At 62.6% G+C, this 13,923-nt stretch carries 18 protein-coding genes; 3 read left to right on the top strand and 15 right to left on the bottom strand.

Features of this window, described 5'->3' with window-relative positions:
- Positions 1-154: 154 nt before the first annotated feature.
- From nuoK to EU803_RS11590, 14 genes are all read right to left on the bottom strand, one after another.
- Positions 155-460 carry an NADH-quinone oxidoreductase subunit NuoK gene (nuoK, locus tag EU803_RS11655; protein ID WP_129682994.1) on the bottom strand — a complete coding sequence of 102 codons (306 nt, stop codon included), beginning with the start codon at positions 458-460 and terminating at the stop codon, positions 155-157.
- Positions 461-462: 2 nt separating this feature from the next.
- Entirely contained in the window at positions 463-1,071 is a 609-nt protein-coding gene (locus tag EU803_RS11650) for an NADH-quinone oxidoreductase subunit J (protein WP_129682992.1), read from the bottom strand.
- The gene (locus tag EU803_RS11645; RefSeq protein ID WP_129682990.1) at positions 1,068-1,466 is read right to left on the bottom strand and encodes a carboxymuconolactone decarboxylase family protein; all 399 of its coding nucleotides are present in this window, start codon (positions 1,464-1,466) and stop codon (positions 1,068-1,070) included. Before EU803_RS11645 ends, EU803_RS11650 begins: the two co-directional genes overlap by 4 nt.
- Positions 1,463-1,885, bottom strand: coding sequence for a DUF4259 domain-containing protein (locus tag EU803_RS11640; protein WP_277985708.1), 423 nt, complete (start codon positions 1,883-1,885; stop codon positions 1,463-1,465). Before EU803_RS11640 ends, EU803_RS11645 begins: the two co-directional genes overlap by 4 nt.
- 61 nt (positions 1,886-1,946) lie before the next feature.
- Entirely contained in the window at positions 1,947-2,441 is a 495-nt protein-coding gene (gene nuoI, locus EU803_RS11635) for an NADH-quinone oxidoreductase subunit NuoI (RefSeq protein WP_129682986.1), read from the bottom strand.
- 3 nt (positions 2,442-2,444) lie between these two features.
- Positions 2,445-3,485 carry an NADH-quinone oxidoreductase subunit NuoH gene (gene nuoH, locus EU803_RS11630; RefSeq protein WP_129682984.1) on the bottom strand — a complete coding sequence of 347 codons (1,041 nt, stop codon included), beginning with the start codon at positions 3,483-3,485 and terminating at the stop codon, positions 2,445-2,447.
- Between the two features lie 11 nt (positions 3,486-3,496).
- Positions 3,497-3,892, bottom strand: coding sequence for a hypothetical protein (locus EU803_RS11625; protein ID WP_129682982.1), 396 nt, complete (start codon positions 3,890-3,892; stop codon positions 3,497-3,499).
- 3 nt (positions 3,893-3,895) lie between these two features.
- Entirely contained in the window at positions 3,896-5,914 is a 2,019-nt protein-coding gene (gene nuoG / locus EU803_RS11620) for an NADH-quinone oxidoreductase subunit NuoG (RefSeq protein WP_129682980.1), read from the bottom strand.
- Positions 5,915-6,099: 185 nt separating this feature from the next.
- Positions 6,100-6,510: a DUF5333 domain-containing protein gene (locus tag EU803_RS11615; protein ID WP_129682978.1), complete on the bottom strand. Its 411-nt coding sequence runs from the start codon at positions 6,508-6,510 to the stop codon at positions 6,100-6,102.
- Between the two features lie 132 nt (positions 6,511-6,642).
- The gene (locus EU803_RS11610) at positions 6,643-7,131 is read right to left on the bottom strand and encodes a DUF3291 domain-containing protein (RefSeq protein ID WP_129682976.1); all 489 of its coding nucleotides are present in this window, start codon (positions 7,129-7,131) and stop codon (positions 6,643-6,645) included.
- Between the two features lie 116 nt (positions 7,132-7,247).
- A complete protein-coding gene (locus EU803_RS11605) occupies positions 7,248-8,507 on the bottom strand; it encodes an aspartate kinase (RefSeq protein ID WP_129682974.1) in 1,260 nt (419 codons plus the stop codon).
- A gap of 106 nt (positions 8,508-8,613) precedes the next feature.
- On the bottom strand, positions 8,614-9,021 hold the full coding sequence (locus tag EU803_RS11600) for a DUF1178 family protein (protein WP_129682972.1): 408 nt from the start codon (positions 9,019-9,021) through the stop codon (positions 8,614-8,616).
- 65 nt (positions 9,022-9,086) lie between these two features.
- The gene (locus EU803_RS11595) at positions 9,087-9,554 is read right to left on the bottom strand and encodes an NUDIX hydrolase (protein ID WP_242494353.1); all 468 of its coding nucleotides are present in this window, start codon (positions 9,552-9,554) and stop codon (positions 9,087-9,089) included.
- 76 nt (positions 9,555-9,630) lie between these two features.
- Positions 9,631-10,875 (bottom strand): MFS transporter, encoded by a 1,245-nt coding sequence (locus EU803_RS11590; RefSeq protein ID WP_129682970.1) that lies wholly within the window; start codon positions 10,873-10,875, stop codon positions 9,631-9,633.
- A gap of 118 nt (positions 10,876-10,993) precedes the next feature.
- Between EU803_RS11590 and pth the strand changes: the two genes are divergently transcribed.
- The 3 genes from pth to EU803_RS11575 all read left to right on the top strand — a co-directional run bounded on the left by pth (position 10,994) and on the right by EU803_RS11575 (position 13,339).
- A complete protein-coding gene (pth, locus tag EU803_RS11585; protein ID WP_129682969.1) occupies positions 10,994-11,698 on the top strand; it encodes an aminoacyl-tRNA hydrolase in 705 nt (234 codons plus the stop codon).
- A gap of 80 nt (positions 11,699-11,778) precedes the next feature.
- Positions 11,779-12,945 carry a serine hydrolase gene (locus EU803_RS11580; protein WP_129682967.1) on the top strand — a complete coding sequence of 389 codons (1,167 nt, stop codon included), beginning with the start codon at positions 11,779-11,781 and terminating at the stop codon, positions 12,943-12,945.
- A 7-nt stretch (positions 12,946-12,952) separates the two neighbouring features.
- A complete protein-coding gene (locus tag EU803_RS11575; RefSeq protein WP_129682965.1) occupies positions 12,953-13,339 on the top strand; it encodes a DUF2237 domain-containing protein in 387 nt (128 codons plus the stop codon).
- Here EU803_RS11575 and EU803_RS11570 read toward each other — a convergent pair.
- Entirely contained in the window at positions 13,336-13,887 is a 552-nt protein-coding gene (locus EU803_RS11570) for a LuxR C-terminal-related transcriptional regulator (RefSeq protein ID WP_129682963.1), read from the bottom strand. The two genes, EU803_RS11575 and EU803_RS11570, sit on opposite strands and share 4 nt — an antisense overlap.
- Positions 13,888-13,923: the final 36 nt, after the last annotated feature.

Raw genomic sequence — 13,923 nt, 5'->3', positions numbered from 1 at the left:
AACGCAACCCGGTGCGTCACATGTGGTCGATTGCACTTCGTTTTCCGAAACGATCTGTAGCAGATTGCAGCGATTGCAGCGAAGCTGAACAAGTCCATCTTGCCGAGAGATGACTCTCATTCCGCCAAGGGTGTTTTCTTCGGCCTTCAATGCATTATCCCTTCATCACGTTGACGTCTTCAACGTCGATGGTCCCGCGGTTGCGGAAGAAACACACAAGGATCGCCAGCCCGATGGCAGCCTCGGCGGCGGCCACGGTCAGCACGAACAGGGTGAACACCTGACCCACAAGGTCATTGAGATGCGCCGAGAAGGCGACAAAGTTGATATTCACGCTGAGAAGGATCAGTTCGATGCTCATCAACAGGATGATGACGTTCTTGCGGTTCAGGAAGAGCCCGAAGATGCCGATGACGAACAGCGCCGCCGCAACGGTCAGGTAATGTTCAAGTCCGATCATGATTACAGCCCCTGCCCCGGTTTCACGTCTTTCAGTTCCATCGCCTTGGCCGGGTCGCGCATCATCTGGGCGATGATGTCCTGCCGTTTGATGTCTGTGCGGTGGCGCAGCGTCAGCACGATCGCCCCGATCATCGCGACCAGAAGGATCAGGCCGGCCAGTTGGAACAGCATGATGTATTTGTCGTAGATCAGCGCGCCCAGCCCGGCGGTGTTCTGGATCCCGCCCTCGACCGGGGCGGCCAGCCGGGTTTCAAACCCGTCCGAAAAGCCCCATTCGCCAAAGGCCAGCGCCAGTTGCATGATCAGCACCACGCCGATCAGCAGGGCCAGCGGCATGTAGCGGGCCATCTCCGCCTTGAGCGCGGCAAAGTCGATGTCCAGCATCATCACCACGAAGAGGAACAGAACCGCGACCGCGCCCACATAGACGATCATCAGCAGCATGGCGACGAATTCCGCGCCCAGAAGCACGAACAGCCCGGCCGACGACAGGAAGGCGAGGATCAGCCAAAGCACCGAATGGACGGGGTTGCGGCTGAGCACCGTCATCAACCCGCCGGTCAGCGTGCTGATGGCGAAGAGGTAGAAAATGAAAGCACCCACGGTCATGTGTTGTCCTCTTCCATCACTTGGCTGGCGAGTTCCATCGCCTTTGTCATTGCAGGAACGCCGCCGAACATGGCTGCAAGGCCGATGGTTTCGGCCACTTCCTGTTTGGTGGCCCCTGCCTCGATCGCGTGGCGCACGGTCAGCCGGATCTGGCTTTCCGCCTGCGCCCCCATGATCGTCAGACCCATCAGGGTCAGCAGAAGCCGTGTTTTCGCATCAAGCCCCTCGGGGTTGATCCCCTTGCCGAAGAAGCTTTCCATCACGTCCTTGGACATGGTGGGAAACAGCGCTTCGAACCCTTTGGGTGTGAAGGACTCAAGGGCAGGATTCAGGGCCTTTGCCCAGTCCTGCCCGGCCTTCATCATGGCCTCGAAGGGGTTCGGTGCGTCGGTCATTTCAGGCCCTCCAATCGGGCTACAAGTTCATCGCGAATGGTAATGAACTGCTCAAGCTCCCCCGCTTCGGACCATAGGCCAAGATTTTCAGAGGTTTCCAAGTCGCCATTGGAAAGCTTGATCGCCTCGATTGCCGCGACAACCAGTTCCGGATGCTTCCGCACATCCGCGGCATGGGTTGCGAGGCGATTTGCGTCGAATTCACCCACAGCATCGGAGGGCGCTCCGAATGCAGCCGCAACGACCTCTCCTACAACCAGTGCCGCTGCCCCGCCATCAACTTCGACATAACCACCAGATGCCTCCCGACGGATTTCGGCAATCGCTCGGACAAGTGCCGACACACCGAATTGTTCGTAGTCCGCGACAAAATCCATGGCGCTGTCGTTCTCAAGCGTTTCGATTCCCCACGCCCCCATCACATGTCCCCCTCTCGGCGACATGTGCGCAAATTCGCAATATGGTTGGGGGCACAACGGATCATCTGTAGGGCGCGTCCAGTTCAAGGTTGCGGGCAATCTCGGCTTCCCAGCGTTCGCCGTTCGCCAGAAGCTTGTCCTTGTCGTAGTACAGCTCTTCGCGGGTTTCGGTCGAAAACTCGAAGTTCGGACCTTCGACGATGGCATCCACCGGGCAGGCTTCCTGACAGAAGCCGCAGTAGATGCATTTGGTCATGTCGATGTCATAGCGGGTGGTGCGGCGGCTGCCGTCCTCGCGCGGTTCGGCATCGATGGTGATCGCCTGCGCGGGGCAGATCGCCTCGCACAGTTTGCAGGCGATGCAGCGTTCTTCGCCGTTCGGATAGCGGCGCAGGGCGTGTTCCCCCCGGAACCGCGGCGACAGCGGGCCCTTTTCATGCGGGTAGTTCAGCGTGGCCTTCGGGCGGAAGAAATACTTCAGGCCCAGTTGGAACCCTTTCACGAAGTCCCACAGGAGGAAATATTTCGCGGCGCGGCCGTAATCGATCTGCGTCATGGATCAGCCCCCAATCGCCCAGCGGGCCCAGAAGCCGCCAAGCACTTCGAATTTCGCAAGGAATGCCACGATGACCACCCAGGCCAGCGACATCGGCAGGAACACTTTCCAGCCAAGGCGCATCAGCTGGTCATAGCGGTAGCGCGGCGTGATCGCCTTCACCATCGCGAAGATAAAGAAGAAGAACGCCATTTTCGCAACCATCCAGAACACCCCGTCGGGCAGCCCCGGAATGGGCGACAGCCAGCCGCCGAAGAACAACAGCGAGACCAGCGCGCACATCAGCACCACGGCCATCAGTTCGCCGATCATGAACAGCAGGAACGGGGTCGAGGAATATTCGACCTGATAGCCTGCGACGAGTTCGGATTCCGCTTCGGGAAGGTCGAACGGCGGGCGGTTGGTTTCGGCCAGCGCCGAGATGAAGAACAGGAACAGCATCGGGAAGTGCGGCAGCCAGTACCAGCCAAGGATGCCATAGTCGGTATCCTGCGCGCCCACGATATCGCCAAAGTTCATCGACCCGGTCGAAATGATGACCCCGATGATGATCAGGCCGATCGAAACCTCGTAAGAGATCATCTGAGCGGCGGACCGCAGCGAGCCGAGGAACGGGTATTTGGAGTTCGACGCCCAGCCCCCCATGATCACGCCGTAAACCTCGAGCGAGGAGACGGCGAAGACATAGAGGATGGCGACGTTGATGTCCGAGATCACCCAGCCGTCGTTGAACGGGATCACCGCCCAGGCGATCACGGCCAGCACGAAGGAGATCATCGGCGCAAGGAAGAACACGCCCTTGTCGGCGCCTGCGGGCACGACGACCTCTTTCACGATGTATTTGAGGAAGTCCGCGAAGGACTGAAGCAGCCCGAAGGCCCCCACGATGTTCGGCCCCTTGCGCATCTGGACAGCGGCCCAGATCTTGCGGTCGGCGTACATCAGAAAGGCCAGCGCCACCAGAAGCGGCACCAGCACCAGAAGACATTGGCCAAGGATCAGCAGGACGATCCCAAGGTTTGTCGTGGTGAAGAATTCTACCATTGTCTGTCCTCTCACACCGTTGGGATACCGCGTTGGCCGCAATCGGCCACGGTCACTTCGGCGTCTATTGTCCTCAGCCCGTCAGGCAGGGCCGGCGAGATGGTGTAAACAGCATCCGCGCGCCAGATTCCACCCTCTTCGGCGGTAGTTGTGCGCACGTGCCGGGCAAAGCCGTAGCCCCGGATCAGGGCGTATTGGGCGGCCGCGCATTCGGCGTATTTGGTCACGTCCTCGGGTCCGCTGGCCCCGGCCATGCGCACCCGGAAATTGACCAGATCCCCGTCCAGTAGCCGGGTTTCGACCCCCTGATAAGACGGGTTCGCGGCCGCGCGGCCAACCTCTGCGCCCTCTTGCGGGGCACAGGCCGCGGCGACGGCCAGCGCGGATATGGCAAGCGCCCCCCGCATCCCCTACTCCGCAGCCACCTTCGTGGCCTGCCGCGCCTTGGCCCCGGCCGACAGTTCGGCCATCAGCGCGCTTGCGCGGGCGATCGGGTTGGTCAGGTAGAAATCGCGGACCGCGTTGCGGAAACTGGCCTTGCCCAGTTTCTTGGCCTTCAGCGGGGCAAATTCGTTCTCGGCCACCTCGTCGATCCGGGCCAGATGCGGAACGGCCTCGATCAGGGCGTGGCGCAGTTGCGCCATGCTGTCGAAGGGCAGGGTCGCGCCCAGCCCGGCAGAGAGCGCCCGCAGAATGGCCCAGTTTTCCTTGGCCTCGCCGGGGGCAAAGCCCGCCCGCATGGCCAGTTGCGGCCGGCCTTCGGTGTTCACGAACAGACCGTTTTCTTCGGTATAGGCGGCGCCGGGCAGGATGATGTCGGCGCGATGCGCCCCACGGTCGCCATGGCTGCCCTGATAGATGACAAAGGCACCTTCTCCGATCTCCACCTCGTCAGCGCCAAGGCTGTAGATCACCTCGGCCCCGTCGGTGGCGGCCTTCAGCCCGCCCGTCGTCACGGCACCGATGTCCATCGCGCCCACGCGGGCGGCGGCGGTGTGCAGCACCATGAACTTGGACTTGGTTTCAGCGGCCAGCTGCATGGCAGCGGCCAGGACGGCCTCGCCATCGGCCTCTTGCAGAGCGCCCTGACCGACGATGACGATCGACGGCTCTTCCAGAACCTTGCCGAACTTGCCGCCCAGCAGGCCATCAAGCGCGGCGCGGTCGGTGCCCACGTGGACGTAATCATACGTCAGATCAACGGCTTCGCCGATCAGGCCAACGTTGGCGCCGCGTGTCCACGCCTTGCGGATACGGGCGTTCAGCACCGGCGCTTCGTCGCGCGGGTTGGTGCCGATCAGCTGGATATGCTTTGCCTCGTCGATGTCTTCGATGCTGGCGGTGCCAACATAGGCCGACCGATTCCCGGCGGGCAGTTTCGCCCCGTCGGTGCGGCATTCAACTGTACCGCCCAGCCCTTCGACCAACTGCTTCAGCGCAAAGGCGGCTTCGACCGACACCAGATCGCCGATCAGGCCGGCAACCTTTTTGCCCTTCATCGCGGCGGCGGCGGCGGCAAGCGCCTCGTCCCAGCCCGCTTTGCGCAGTTTGCCGTTCTCGCGGATATAGGGGGTGTCCAGACGCTGGCGGCGCAGACCGTCCCAGACAAAGCGGGATTTGTCGGAAATCCATTCTTCGTTCACGCCGTCATGGTTGCGCGGCAGAATGCGCATCACTTCACGACCCTTGGTGTCGACCCGGATGTTCGACCCAAGCGCATCCATCACGTCGATGGTTTCGGTCTTGGTCAGTTCCCAAGGACGGGCGGTAAAGGCGTAGGGCTTGGACACAAGCGCACCGACCGGGCAGAGGTCGATGATGTTGCCCTGCATGTTCGAATCAAGCGTTTCGCCAAGGTAGCTGGTGATCTCGCTGTCTTCGCCGCGTCCGGTCTGGCCCATCTGGGTGATGCCCGCGACCTCGGTCGTGAAGCGCACGCAGCGGGTGCAGGAAATGCAGCGGGTCATGTGGGTTTCGACCAGCGGACCAAGGTCCAGGTCGATCGCGGCGCGCTTGGGCTCGCGGTAGCGGCTGAAGTCCACGCCATAGGCCATGGCCTGATCCTGAAGATCGCACTCGCCGCCCTGATCGCAGATCGGGCAATCCAGCGGGTGGTTGATCAGAAGGAATTCCATCACCCCTTCGCGGGCCTTCTTGACCATGGGGCTATTGGTTTTCACCACCGGCGGCTGGCCTTCCGGGCCGGGTCGCAGGTCGCGGACCTGCATGGCGCAGGAGGCGGCGGGTTTCGGCGGGCCGCCGACGACCTCTACCAGACACATCCGGCAGTTGCCCGCGATGGACAGTCGCTCGTGATAGCAGAAGCGGGGCACCTCGATCCCGGCCTGTTCGCAGGCCTGAATCAGGGTCATGGTGCCGGGCACCTCGAGCTCGTTTCCATCGATAATGAGTTTGCGCAGATCGGACATGGCCAGCCTTTTGGTTCTCTGTCTCCGCGAAATGGGCACGGCATACCATTGCACCGCGCGCATCCGGTCGCGGGCGTTCTAACGCGGCATGGCGCGTGATGCCAGCCACAAGAGCACCGAAAGGGGGGTTTTTTTGCAGGTGCGGCAGGGCGGGCAACTTGCCCCGCCCCGACCACGGTCGCCGATCAGTCGTTCAGCAGGCGGCCGATTTGGCTACCAGCGGCAATTTCTGCCCGGCCGACAGCGCAATAAGTGTCGTATTGGCCCTCGACCGCGCCCATCGACCACAGACGCTGATAGGCAACGGCCTTGAGCCGATCCGCCTCGGCCCGGTCGTTCACATAAGCGTCGATTTCTTCCTCGGTATAGCCAAGGTCGCGGGCGTGGTTCTGCAAAGATTGCAGGAACAGGACCCCGCGCAGCATCCGGGCCGAAATGCCATCGCATTTGTCACCGATTTCATAGGCGATCCCGGCGGCGATCAGACCTTCGCGCACATAGTCCACATCACGCAGCGCAGGCTTCGCCTGCAACATTCCGGCAAAAGCCACGGCAGCCAGTCCGGTCAGGGCGACAGCGGGAACAAATCGGGGCATCGTCATGAACTCCATTTCTGCGCAACCACCGAAACGGCGGCCACGGCAAAACACATCTGTCTTTACCCGGTGATATTCAATAACCCGCCCCTGTCATGGGGAAACCGGGCGGTCTGCCGCCAATCCCGGGGGTCAGGTACAGACCTTTTTTCGCCACTCGGTCGCTGCTGGCAGGTCCGCCCAGCCAAAGGCGCGCCGGGAGGGTCCGTTGTCGCGCAGGTCTGCCAGCCGGTCCATGGCTTCGTCCAGTGTCGGGACATGTCCCTCGGGGATCCACCACATCACGAAATGCTGGTCGCCCAGGACCTCGAACCATTCGGTCCGGCGGTCATAGAATTTCTTGTGGATCGTGCCCCAGACAAACCGTTCAAGACTGGCGACATCTGCCCAGACCGTCAGGTTGGCCACGAATTGCGGATCGCCGTTCAGGGCGTTTTCGGTATTGCCGGTCCCCGGTTCGCCACTGCCCTCCATCATCCAGACGAACCCCGGCATCCGCTTGCCCAGACCATTGACCAGATCAAGCGCCTGCATGAAATCGCGCACGCGGGGATCGTCGGTTGGCGCCAGAAGACGCCCGACATTCAGTTCGGCAAGATGGTGTCCGTCCGGTTGCTGCATTGCCGCGTCCTTTCCGCTGATCGGTCCGGGAAGTCAGACCACAGCCGCCCCGGAAAGGCAAAGGGCGCGCCAGAGTTTCCCCGGCGCGCCCCAGCATTCAGATCGGATCGGCTGGATCAGCCTTCGACTTCCAGTTCGAAGGCGTCGTGCAGCGCCTGAACCGCCAGTTCCATATACTTGCGGTCGATCAGGACCGAGATCTTGATTTCCGAAGTGGCGATGACCTTGATGTTGACCCCTTCCTTGGACAGGGTTTCGAACATCTTGGCGGCGACGCCCGCGTGCGACCGCATCCCGATCCCCACGACAGACACCTTGGCCACGTCCGTATCCGCCTCGAGCCGGTCAAAGGCGATCCGCCCGTCGGCCTTGGCATCGTTGAGCGCCTTTTCCGCGCGAGCCAGTTGGTCCACCGGGCAAGAGAAGGTCATGTCGGTCACGCCGCCGTCGTGGCCCTTGTAGCCCGACTCGGCGATGTTCTGAACGATCATGTCGACGTTCACGCCCGCATCGGCCAGCGGACCGAAGATCGCCGCGGCGATGCCTGGCTTGTCTTCGACGGTCACCAGCGTGACCTTGGCTTCGTCGCGGCTGTAGGCGACACCGGAAACTGCTTTGGATTCCACGATCATTTCCTCCGCGCAGACAAGGGTGCCCGCGTCATCTGAAGGTTCCTCGAAGCTGGAGAGCACCCGCAGCTTCACATTGTAGCGCATCGCCAGTTCAACGGAACGGGTTTGCAGCACCTTGGCGCCAAGGCTGGCGAGTTCGAGCATTTCCTCGAACGCGATCTTGTCGAGCTTGCGGGCCTTGGAGCTGATCCGCGGGTCGGTGGTATAGACCCCGTCGACATCGGTGTAGATATCGCAGCGCTCGGCCTCGAAGGCGGCGGCAAAGGCGACGGCAGTGGTGTCCGACCCGCCCCGGCCAAGGGTGGTGATCCGCCCTTCGGCGCTGACGCCCTGGAACCCGGCGACGACGGCCACCTGGAAGCCTTCGGCGAATTTTCCGTCGATGTTGTCGCGCGGGATGTCGATGAACCGGGCCGCCCCGTGGGCCGAGGTGGTGTTGATCGGGACCTGCCAGCCCTGCCAGCTGCGGGCGACGATTCCCATTTCCTGTAGCCGCAGCGCCATCAGGCCCGCGGTCACGTTTTCGCCCGAGGACACGATCGCATCGTATTCACGCGCATCATACAGCGGCGAGGTTTCGTTGACGAAGCCCACCAGTTTGTTGGTTTCACCCGACATGGCCGAGACAATGACGATCACGTCATAGCCTTTGGCCACTTCCAGCGCGACCCGTTTGGCCGCCCGCTGGATGCGGTCGAGGTTGGCAACCGACGTGCCGCCGAATTTCATAACTAGGATGGGCATTGGACCCCCCGGATTGACAGTCGCGCCCCCTTTAATTGCAAGGCACGGCCTGCGCAATGCGCGATGTTGCGGAAAAGCCGGTCAGGATTGCGGCATGTTGCCCGGATCAGTTCGCCTGCTTGCGGGGTTTGAAGGGCAAGGGCAGGACCGGCACCCCGTCTTCGATCAGGGCCTTGGCCTCTTCCGGCTTTGCCTCGCCATAGATGGACCGTTCGGGCGCGTCGCCGGTGTGCATGGCCCGCGCCTCCTTGGCGAAGGAGAGGCCGACGTATTCCGAATTCTTCTCGACCTCCTCGCGCATCTTGGCCAGCGCCACCTCACGCGGGTCCTTGGGGGCCGACAGGGGTCGGTCGGTCGTGACCGCCGGGGCCATCAGGGATTTTTCCACGCTGGACGATCCGCATTCGGCGCAAGCGACCATTCCGGCCTTGGCCAGTTTGTCGAAGGCGTCGGCGGACTGGAACCAGCTGTCAAAGGTGTGGTCCCGGTCGCATTTCAGCGTGTAGCGGATCATTCGTGGCAAACCCGGTTGCGGTGACTATCCAGATGTAAGCGCTTTTGGCGGGAAGGCAAAGGGGCCTAGCGCAGTGCCTGTTTCGGGTCAAAGCCGTCGATGATTGCCCGAAGCGCCGGTTCGGCCACCTTTTGCGCGGCCTTCTTGCGGGAAAACCACTTGCGCTTGCGTTCGCCCCGTTCGGGCCAGTCGGATTTCAGTTTCCGAACCGACACCGGGTAGACCAACGCAACGATGGGGGCGTCCGCCTTTCCCACGGATTTGACGTAGGTATAGACCCCAAGGCACCGGTCGATCGGATCGCCGACAATCCCGGCCTCTTCCCAGGCTTCGGTCGCGGCGGCCTGCGCCGGGGTTTCCTTATGCATCGGCCAGCCCTTGGGCAGAATCCAGCGCCCGGTGCCCCGGCTGGTAATCAGGCAGATCTGCACCTTGTCGCCCACCACCCGGAACGGCAGCGCGGCGAACTGGGTACGCACGTCGGTCTTGCCACCGGCGCGCAGTTTCAGCGGAAGTTGCGAGGGCAGGGTCACGCCAGATCGCCCTTTTGGGAAGTGTTGCCTGTTATCCCCAAGGTGGCGCAGGCTGCGCCGGGTTGCAACGACAACCTCAGGCGGCGGCGGGGGTTCCGTGTGGGCGTTCCCGGATCGGCAGGTGGATCAGGGCCGAAAACGCCCCCACCCCGACGCCGACCCACCAGACGGCGGTATAGCTGCCGTAAAGGTCATAGAACTTGCCGCCCAGCCAGACGCCCATGAAGCTGCCCAGCTGGTGGCTGAAGAACACGATGCCATAAAGCGTGCCCATGTAGCGGATGCCGTAGATATGGGCGACCAGCCCGCTGGTCAGCGGCACGGTGGCCAACCACAGGCTGCCCATGACCAGCGAAAAGACGATGACCGTCACCGGCGTCATCGGGGTCATGATGAACCATGCCGCGACAATGGTCCGCCCGGCGTAGATGCCCGACAGAAGGTATTTCTTGGGAAACCTGTTACCCAGCCACCCGGCGGTCAGCGTGCCCGCGATATTCGCCAACCCGATCAGCGAAATCGCAACCGCGCCCAGCGCCGACGTGCTGGTGATCCCGGCGCCCGCAAGGAAGCCCGCGCTGTCGATGGGGCCGCACATTTCCGTCACGAAGGCCGGAAAGTGGGCGGTGACAAAGGCCAGTTGATAGCCGCAGGAAAAGAACCCAAGGAAGATCATCGCATAGGACGGGTCTTTGGCGGCCTTCATCAGGATCTGGCCCATGGTCTCTTCCAGCTCGGCCTTGGTGGCCGGGCGGGTGGGGGACCGCATGAAGGGCAAAAGCAGGAGGACCGCAAGAATCGCGGCGGCAAAGGCAACGAAGACCGATTGCCATGTCATGAATCCCAACAGGTATTCGGCCAGCGGCGCGCCAACCACCTGCCCGGCCGATCCGGCGGCGGTGGCGATGGCAAGGCTCATCGACCGGTTTTCCGGGCTCGAGGCGCGGCCCACGACCGCAAGGATCACGCCAAACCCGGTCCCGGCGATGCCAAAGCCGACCAGCACCTCGTACATCTGGTGGGCCAGCGGGGTTGTCGCCCCGGCCGACAGCAAGAGGCCCGCCGCATAGGCGATTGCCCCCATGATGATCGCCTTGCGATCCCCGATCTTTTCCGCAATCGCCCCAAAGATCGGCTGGCCGATCCCCCAGAACAGGTTCTGGATCGCGATGGCGAGGCTGAAATCGGCCCGAAGCCAGCCAAACTCTTCGGCAATCGGGATCTGGAACACCCCGAAGGACGCACGGATGGCAAAGCCCGTCAGGATGACGACACATCCGACGATCAGAACAGGGGTGAAAAGGGGCGCGGATTTGTGCATTTCCGACTGATGCGACGCGCCCGTCGCCAAGTCAAATAATCTTTGGTGCAAGGGATCATCACCGGTGCTGATACCCTGCCTCTTCCCCTGCCCGGCCCTGACATGGCATAGGGCGGATATGAAACTCTTTGTTGGCCTTGGAAATCCCGGCGCGGAATACGCGCAGAACCGCCATAACATCGGCTTTATGGCGCTGGACCAAATCGCGTCCGACCACGGCTTTGGCCCTTGGCGGTCCAAGTTTCAGGGGCAGGTCAGCGAAGGAAAGATCGGGTCCGAAAAGGTGATCCTTCTCAAGCCGCAGACCTTCATGAACCTGTCTGGTCAGTCCGTGGGTGAAGCGATGCGGTTTCACAAGCTGAGCCCGGCGGATGTGGTGGTATTCCACGACGAATTGGACCTTGCCCCGAGCAAATGCCGTCTGAAGACCGGGGGCGGGCACGCCGGCCACAACGGGCTGCGGTCGATCCACCAGCATATCGGGCCGGACTATGACCGGGTCCGACTGGGGATCGGGCATCCGGGCCACAAGGACAGGGTGGCGGGCTATGTCCTGTCCGATTTCGCCAAGGCGGATCAGGACTGGCTTGACGACCTGCTGCGGGGGATCGGCGATGGCGCGCGCGCGCTGGCGGCGGGCGACGGGCCAAAGTTCTTGAACGCGGTGGCGCTGCGGGTTGCCCCGCCCCGGTCGTCGGGGGGCGAACGGGTGCGGGCCGAGGGCAAGCCGGACCCCCTGAAGGCAAAGCCGCCCGCGCCAGAGCCCGCGCCCAAGGACGACACCCGCAGCCCCCTGCAACGGCTGGCCGACAAGTTCCGCTAAGACCTTCCGTCGGGTTTCCTTTGCCAAGGGCGCGACCCTTGGGGCAGGTTCATCCGCAGATTTGGGCGAGAGGGGCGCAGATGAGGACAGTGTTCAAATGGGTCGGGCGCGCGGCGCTTGCGCTGGTTCTGGCGGCGGCGGTTGTCGGCTTCTGGAAGCGCGAGGAAATCACCCGGCTTCTGGCCGTCAACAGCCTGTTTTCCGAAGACAGGATCGTGGGCAACTTCTCGGGCATGGATGGATTGTTCCACACGGTTTCGGTGCTGCGCGGTGACGGACCGGTCAGCCCCCTGCCCGCCGGGCCAGCCTACGACCTGCCCGCCGATGTCGACCAGTGGATCATCGACCGGAACGTGACCGGCCTGGTTGTGCTGCACGACGGCCGTGTGGTGCACGAAAGCTATTACCTTGGCACCGGCGCGGACGATCTGCGGATCAGCTGGTCGGTGGCGAAATCCTTCCTCTCCGCCTTGGTCGGCGTCCTTATCGAGGAGGGCGCGATTGCAGGCCTTGATGTGAAGGTCACGGACTATGCCCCGTCCCTCGCCGGGTCGGCCTATGACGGTGCGACATTGCGGGACGTGCTGCAAATGTCATCGGGGGTGACGTTTGACGAAGATTATCTGGATTTCAACAGCGACATAAACAAGATGGGCCGGGTTCTTGCGCTTGGCGGGTCGATGGACGCTTTTGCCGCCGGACAAGACGAAAGCTTCGCCACCCCCGGCACGGTCTGGCAGTATGTTTCGATCGACACGCATGTGATCGGGATGGTGGTGCGCGGGGCAACCGGGCGGGACATTCCCGGCCTTCTGGCTGAAAAGATCATCGCGCCGCTGGGGCTGGAAGCGGACCCGCTTTATCTGACCGACGGCTACGGCGTGGCCTTTGTCCTTGGCGGGCTGAACCTGCGCACCCGCGACTATGCCCGGTTCGGGCAGATGATCGCGCAGGGCGGTATGTGGCAGGGGCAGCAGATCGTGCCGGCCGAATGGATCGACGCGTCCACCCGGCCCAGCGCGAAAACTGCACAGGGCGCCACGGGATATGGCTATCAATGGTGGGTGCCCGTCGGCGCGACACCGGGCGAAGAGTTCTTTGCCCGTGGCATTTACGGCCAATACATCTACATTGATCGGGCAAGGAATGTGGTGATCGCGGTCAATTCCGCCGACCGTTTGTTCCGGGAACCGGGCGTACACGAAAAGAACATCCAGATCCTGCGCACCATCGCCCGCGACCTGTGAGGCTGCAATGACCGAGAAATACCCATCTACAAACGTCCTTGGCGGCCCGCTGACCGCCTGTTCCATGGACCCGCTGACCGGGTTCTTCCGGGACGGGGCCTGCAATACCTGCGCCGAGGATGCGGGCAGCCACACGGTCTGTGCCGTGATGACGGCGGAATTTCTGGCCTTTTCGAAGTACGTGGGCAACGATCTTTCCACCCCGCGCCCGGAATATGGCTTTGCGGGGCTGGTGCCCGGTGATCGCTGGTGTCTTTGCGCAGGCCGGTTCCTGCAGGCCCATGACGAAGGCTGCGCGCCGCAGGTCGATCTAGCGGCCACGCATCAGCGGGCGCTGGACATCGTGCCGATCGAGGCCCTGACGGCCAATGCTTTGGGGAGGGTCGGAGACTAGTCCGCCCGACGCCGAAGGCCGGCAAACCCAACGCCGGACACCGCCGCAGGTTCGGCCAGAGTTGACGGGCTGAGCGTGTCGTCCAGCAGATCTTCGATAAACAGCGACAGCAGCTGCGGACGGCCAGACACCCCCGCCTTGCGATAGATCGCGTTGGTCTGCGCCTTGACCGTGCCTTCCGACGTGGACCGCAATGCCGCGATATCCGAAATCGACATGCCCTTGATCGCAAACAGCGCCACATCCTGTTCGGCCGGGGTCAGCCCCCATTCGGCAAACCGTTCGTACATGAGGTCGGTGAACGCCCCGGACACCATCCGAAGCTGCCCGTCCAGCTGGGCGTTGCGGGCAAGGGTCCGGCGCAATGTAATCGCACCCACCACAATTCCAAGAAGCAGGCCAAGCGCGGCCCCAATCTCGATATACTCGCTGATCTGCCAGCTGATCGGGGCAAACCCGAGGACAGACGTCAGGATGTTGCCGACGAAGAACAACGCGCAAAGCAGTTGGACGACAATCAGAACGACAAGCACATAGGTCTTTTTCACCGGGTCGATGTCTCCCGGCAGGTCCCAAGAAGAGCG

This window comes from Loktanella sp. IMCC34160 (assembly GCF_004145845.1).
Taxonomy (GTDB): Bacteria; Pseudomonadota; Alphaproteobacteria; order Rhodobacterales; family Rhodobacteraceae; genus SELP01.
Note: the sequence above shows the minus strand (reverse complement) of the source record. Positions and strands in the feature narration are given on the sequence as shown.

Coding starts and splice junctions, on each gene's coding strand:
- nuoK (WP_129682994.1), bottom strand. CDS start 460: ATGATCGGACTTGAACATTACCTGACCGTTGCGGCGGCGCTGTTCGTC.
- EU803_RS11650 (WP_129682992.1), bottom strand. CDS start 1,071: ATGACCGTGGGTGCTTTCATTTTCTACCTCTTCGCCATCAGCACGCTG.
- EU803_RS11645 (WP_129682990.1), bottom strand. CDS start 1,466: ATGACCGACGCACCGAACCCCTTCGAGGCCATGATGAAGGCCGGGCAG.
- EU803_RS11640 (WP_277985708.1), bottom strand. CDS start 1,885: ATGGGGGCGTGGGGAATCGAAACGCTTGAGAACGACAGCGCCATGGAT.
- nuoI (WP_129682986.1), bottom strand. CDS start 2,441: ATGACGCAGATCGATTACGGCCGCGCCGCGAAATATTTCCTCCTGTGG.
- nuoH (WP_129682984.1), bottom strand. CDS start 3,485: ATGGTAGAATTCTTCACCACGACAAACCTTGGGATCGTCCTGCTGATC.
- EU803_RS11625 (WP_129682982.1), bottom strand. CDS start 3,892: ATGCGGGGGGCGCTTGCCATATCCGCGCTGGCCGTCGCCGCGGCCTGT.
- nuoG (WP_129682980.1), bottom strand. CDS start 5,914: ATGTCCGATCTGCGCAAACTCATTATCGATGGAAACGAGCTCGAGGTG.
- EU803_RS11615 (WP_129682978.1), bottom strand. CDS start 6,510: ATGCCCCGATTTGTTCCCGCTGTCGCCCTGACCGGACTGGCTGCCGTG.
- EU803_RS11610 (WP_129682976.1), bottom strand. CDS start 7,131: ATGCAGCAACCGGACGGACACCATCTTGCCGAACTGAATGTCGGGCGT.
- EU803_RS11605 (WP_129682974.1), bottom strand. CDS start 8,507: ATGCCCATCCTAGTTATGAAATTCGGCGGCACGTCGGTTGCCAACCTC.
- EU803_RS11600 (WP_129682972.1), bottom strand. CDS start 9,021: ATGATCCGCTACACGCTGAAATGCGACCGGGACCACACCTTTGACAGC.
- EU803_RS11590 (WP_129682970.1), bottom strand. CDS start 10,875: ATGCACAAATCCGCGCCCCTTTTCACCCCTGTTCTGATCGTCGGATGT.
- pth (WP_129682969.1), top strand. CDS start 10,994: ATGAAACTCTTTGTTGGCCTTGGAAATCCCGGCGCGGAATACGCGCAG.
- EU803_RS11580 (WP_129682967.1), top strand. CDS start 11,779: ATGAGGACAGTGTTCAAATGGGTCGGGCGCGCGGCGCTTGCGCTGGTT.
- EU803_RS11575 (WP_129682965.1), top strand. CDS start 12,953: ATGACCGAGAAATACCCATCTACAAACGTCCTTGGCGGCCCGCTGACC.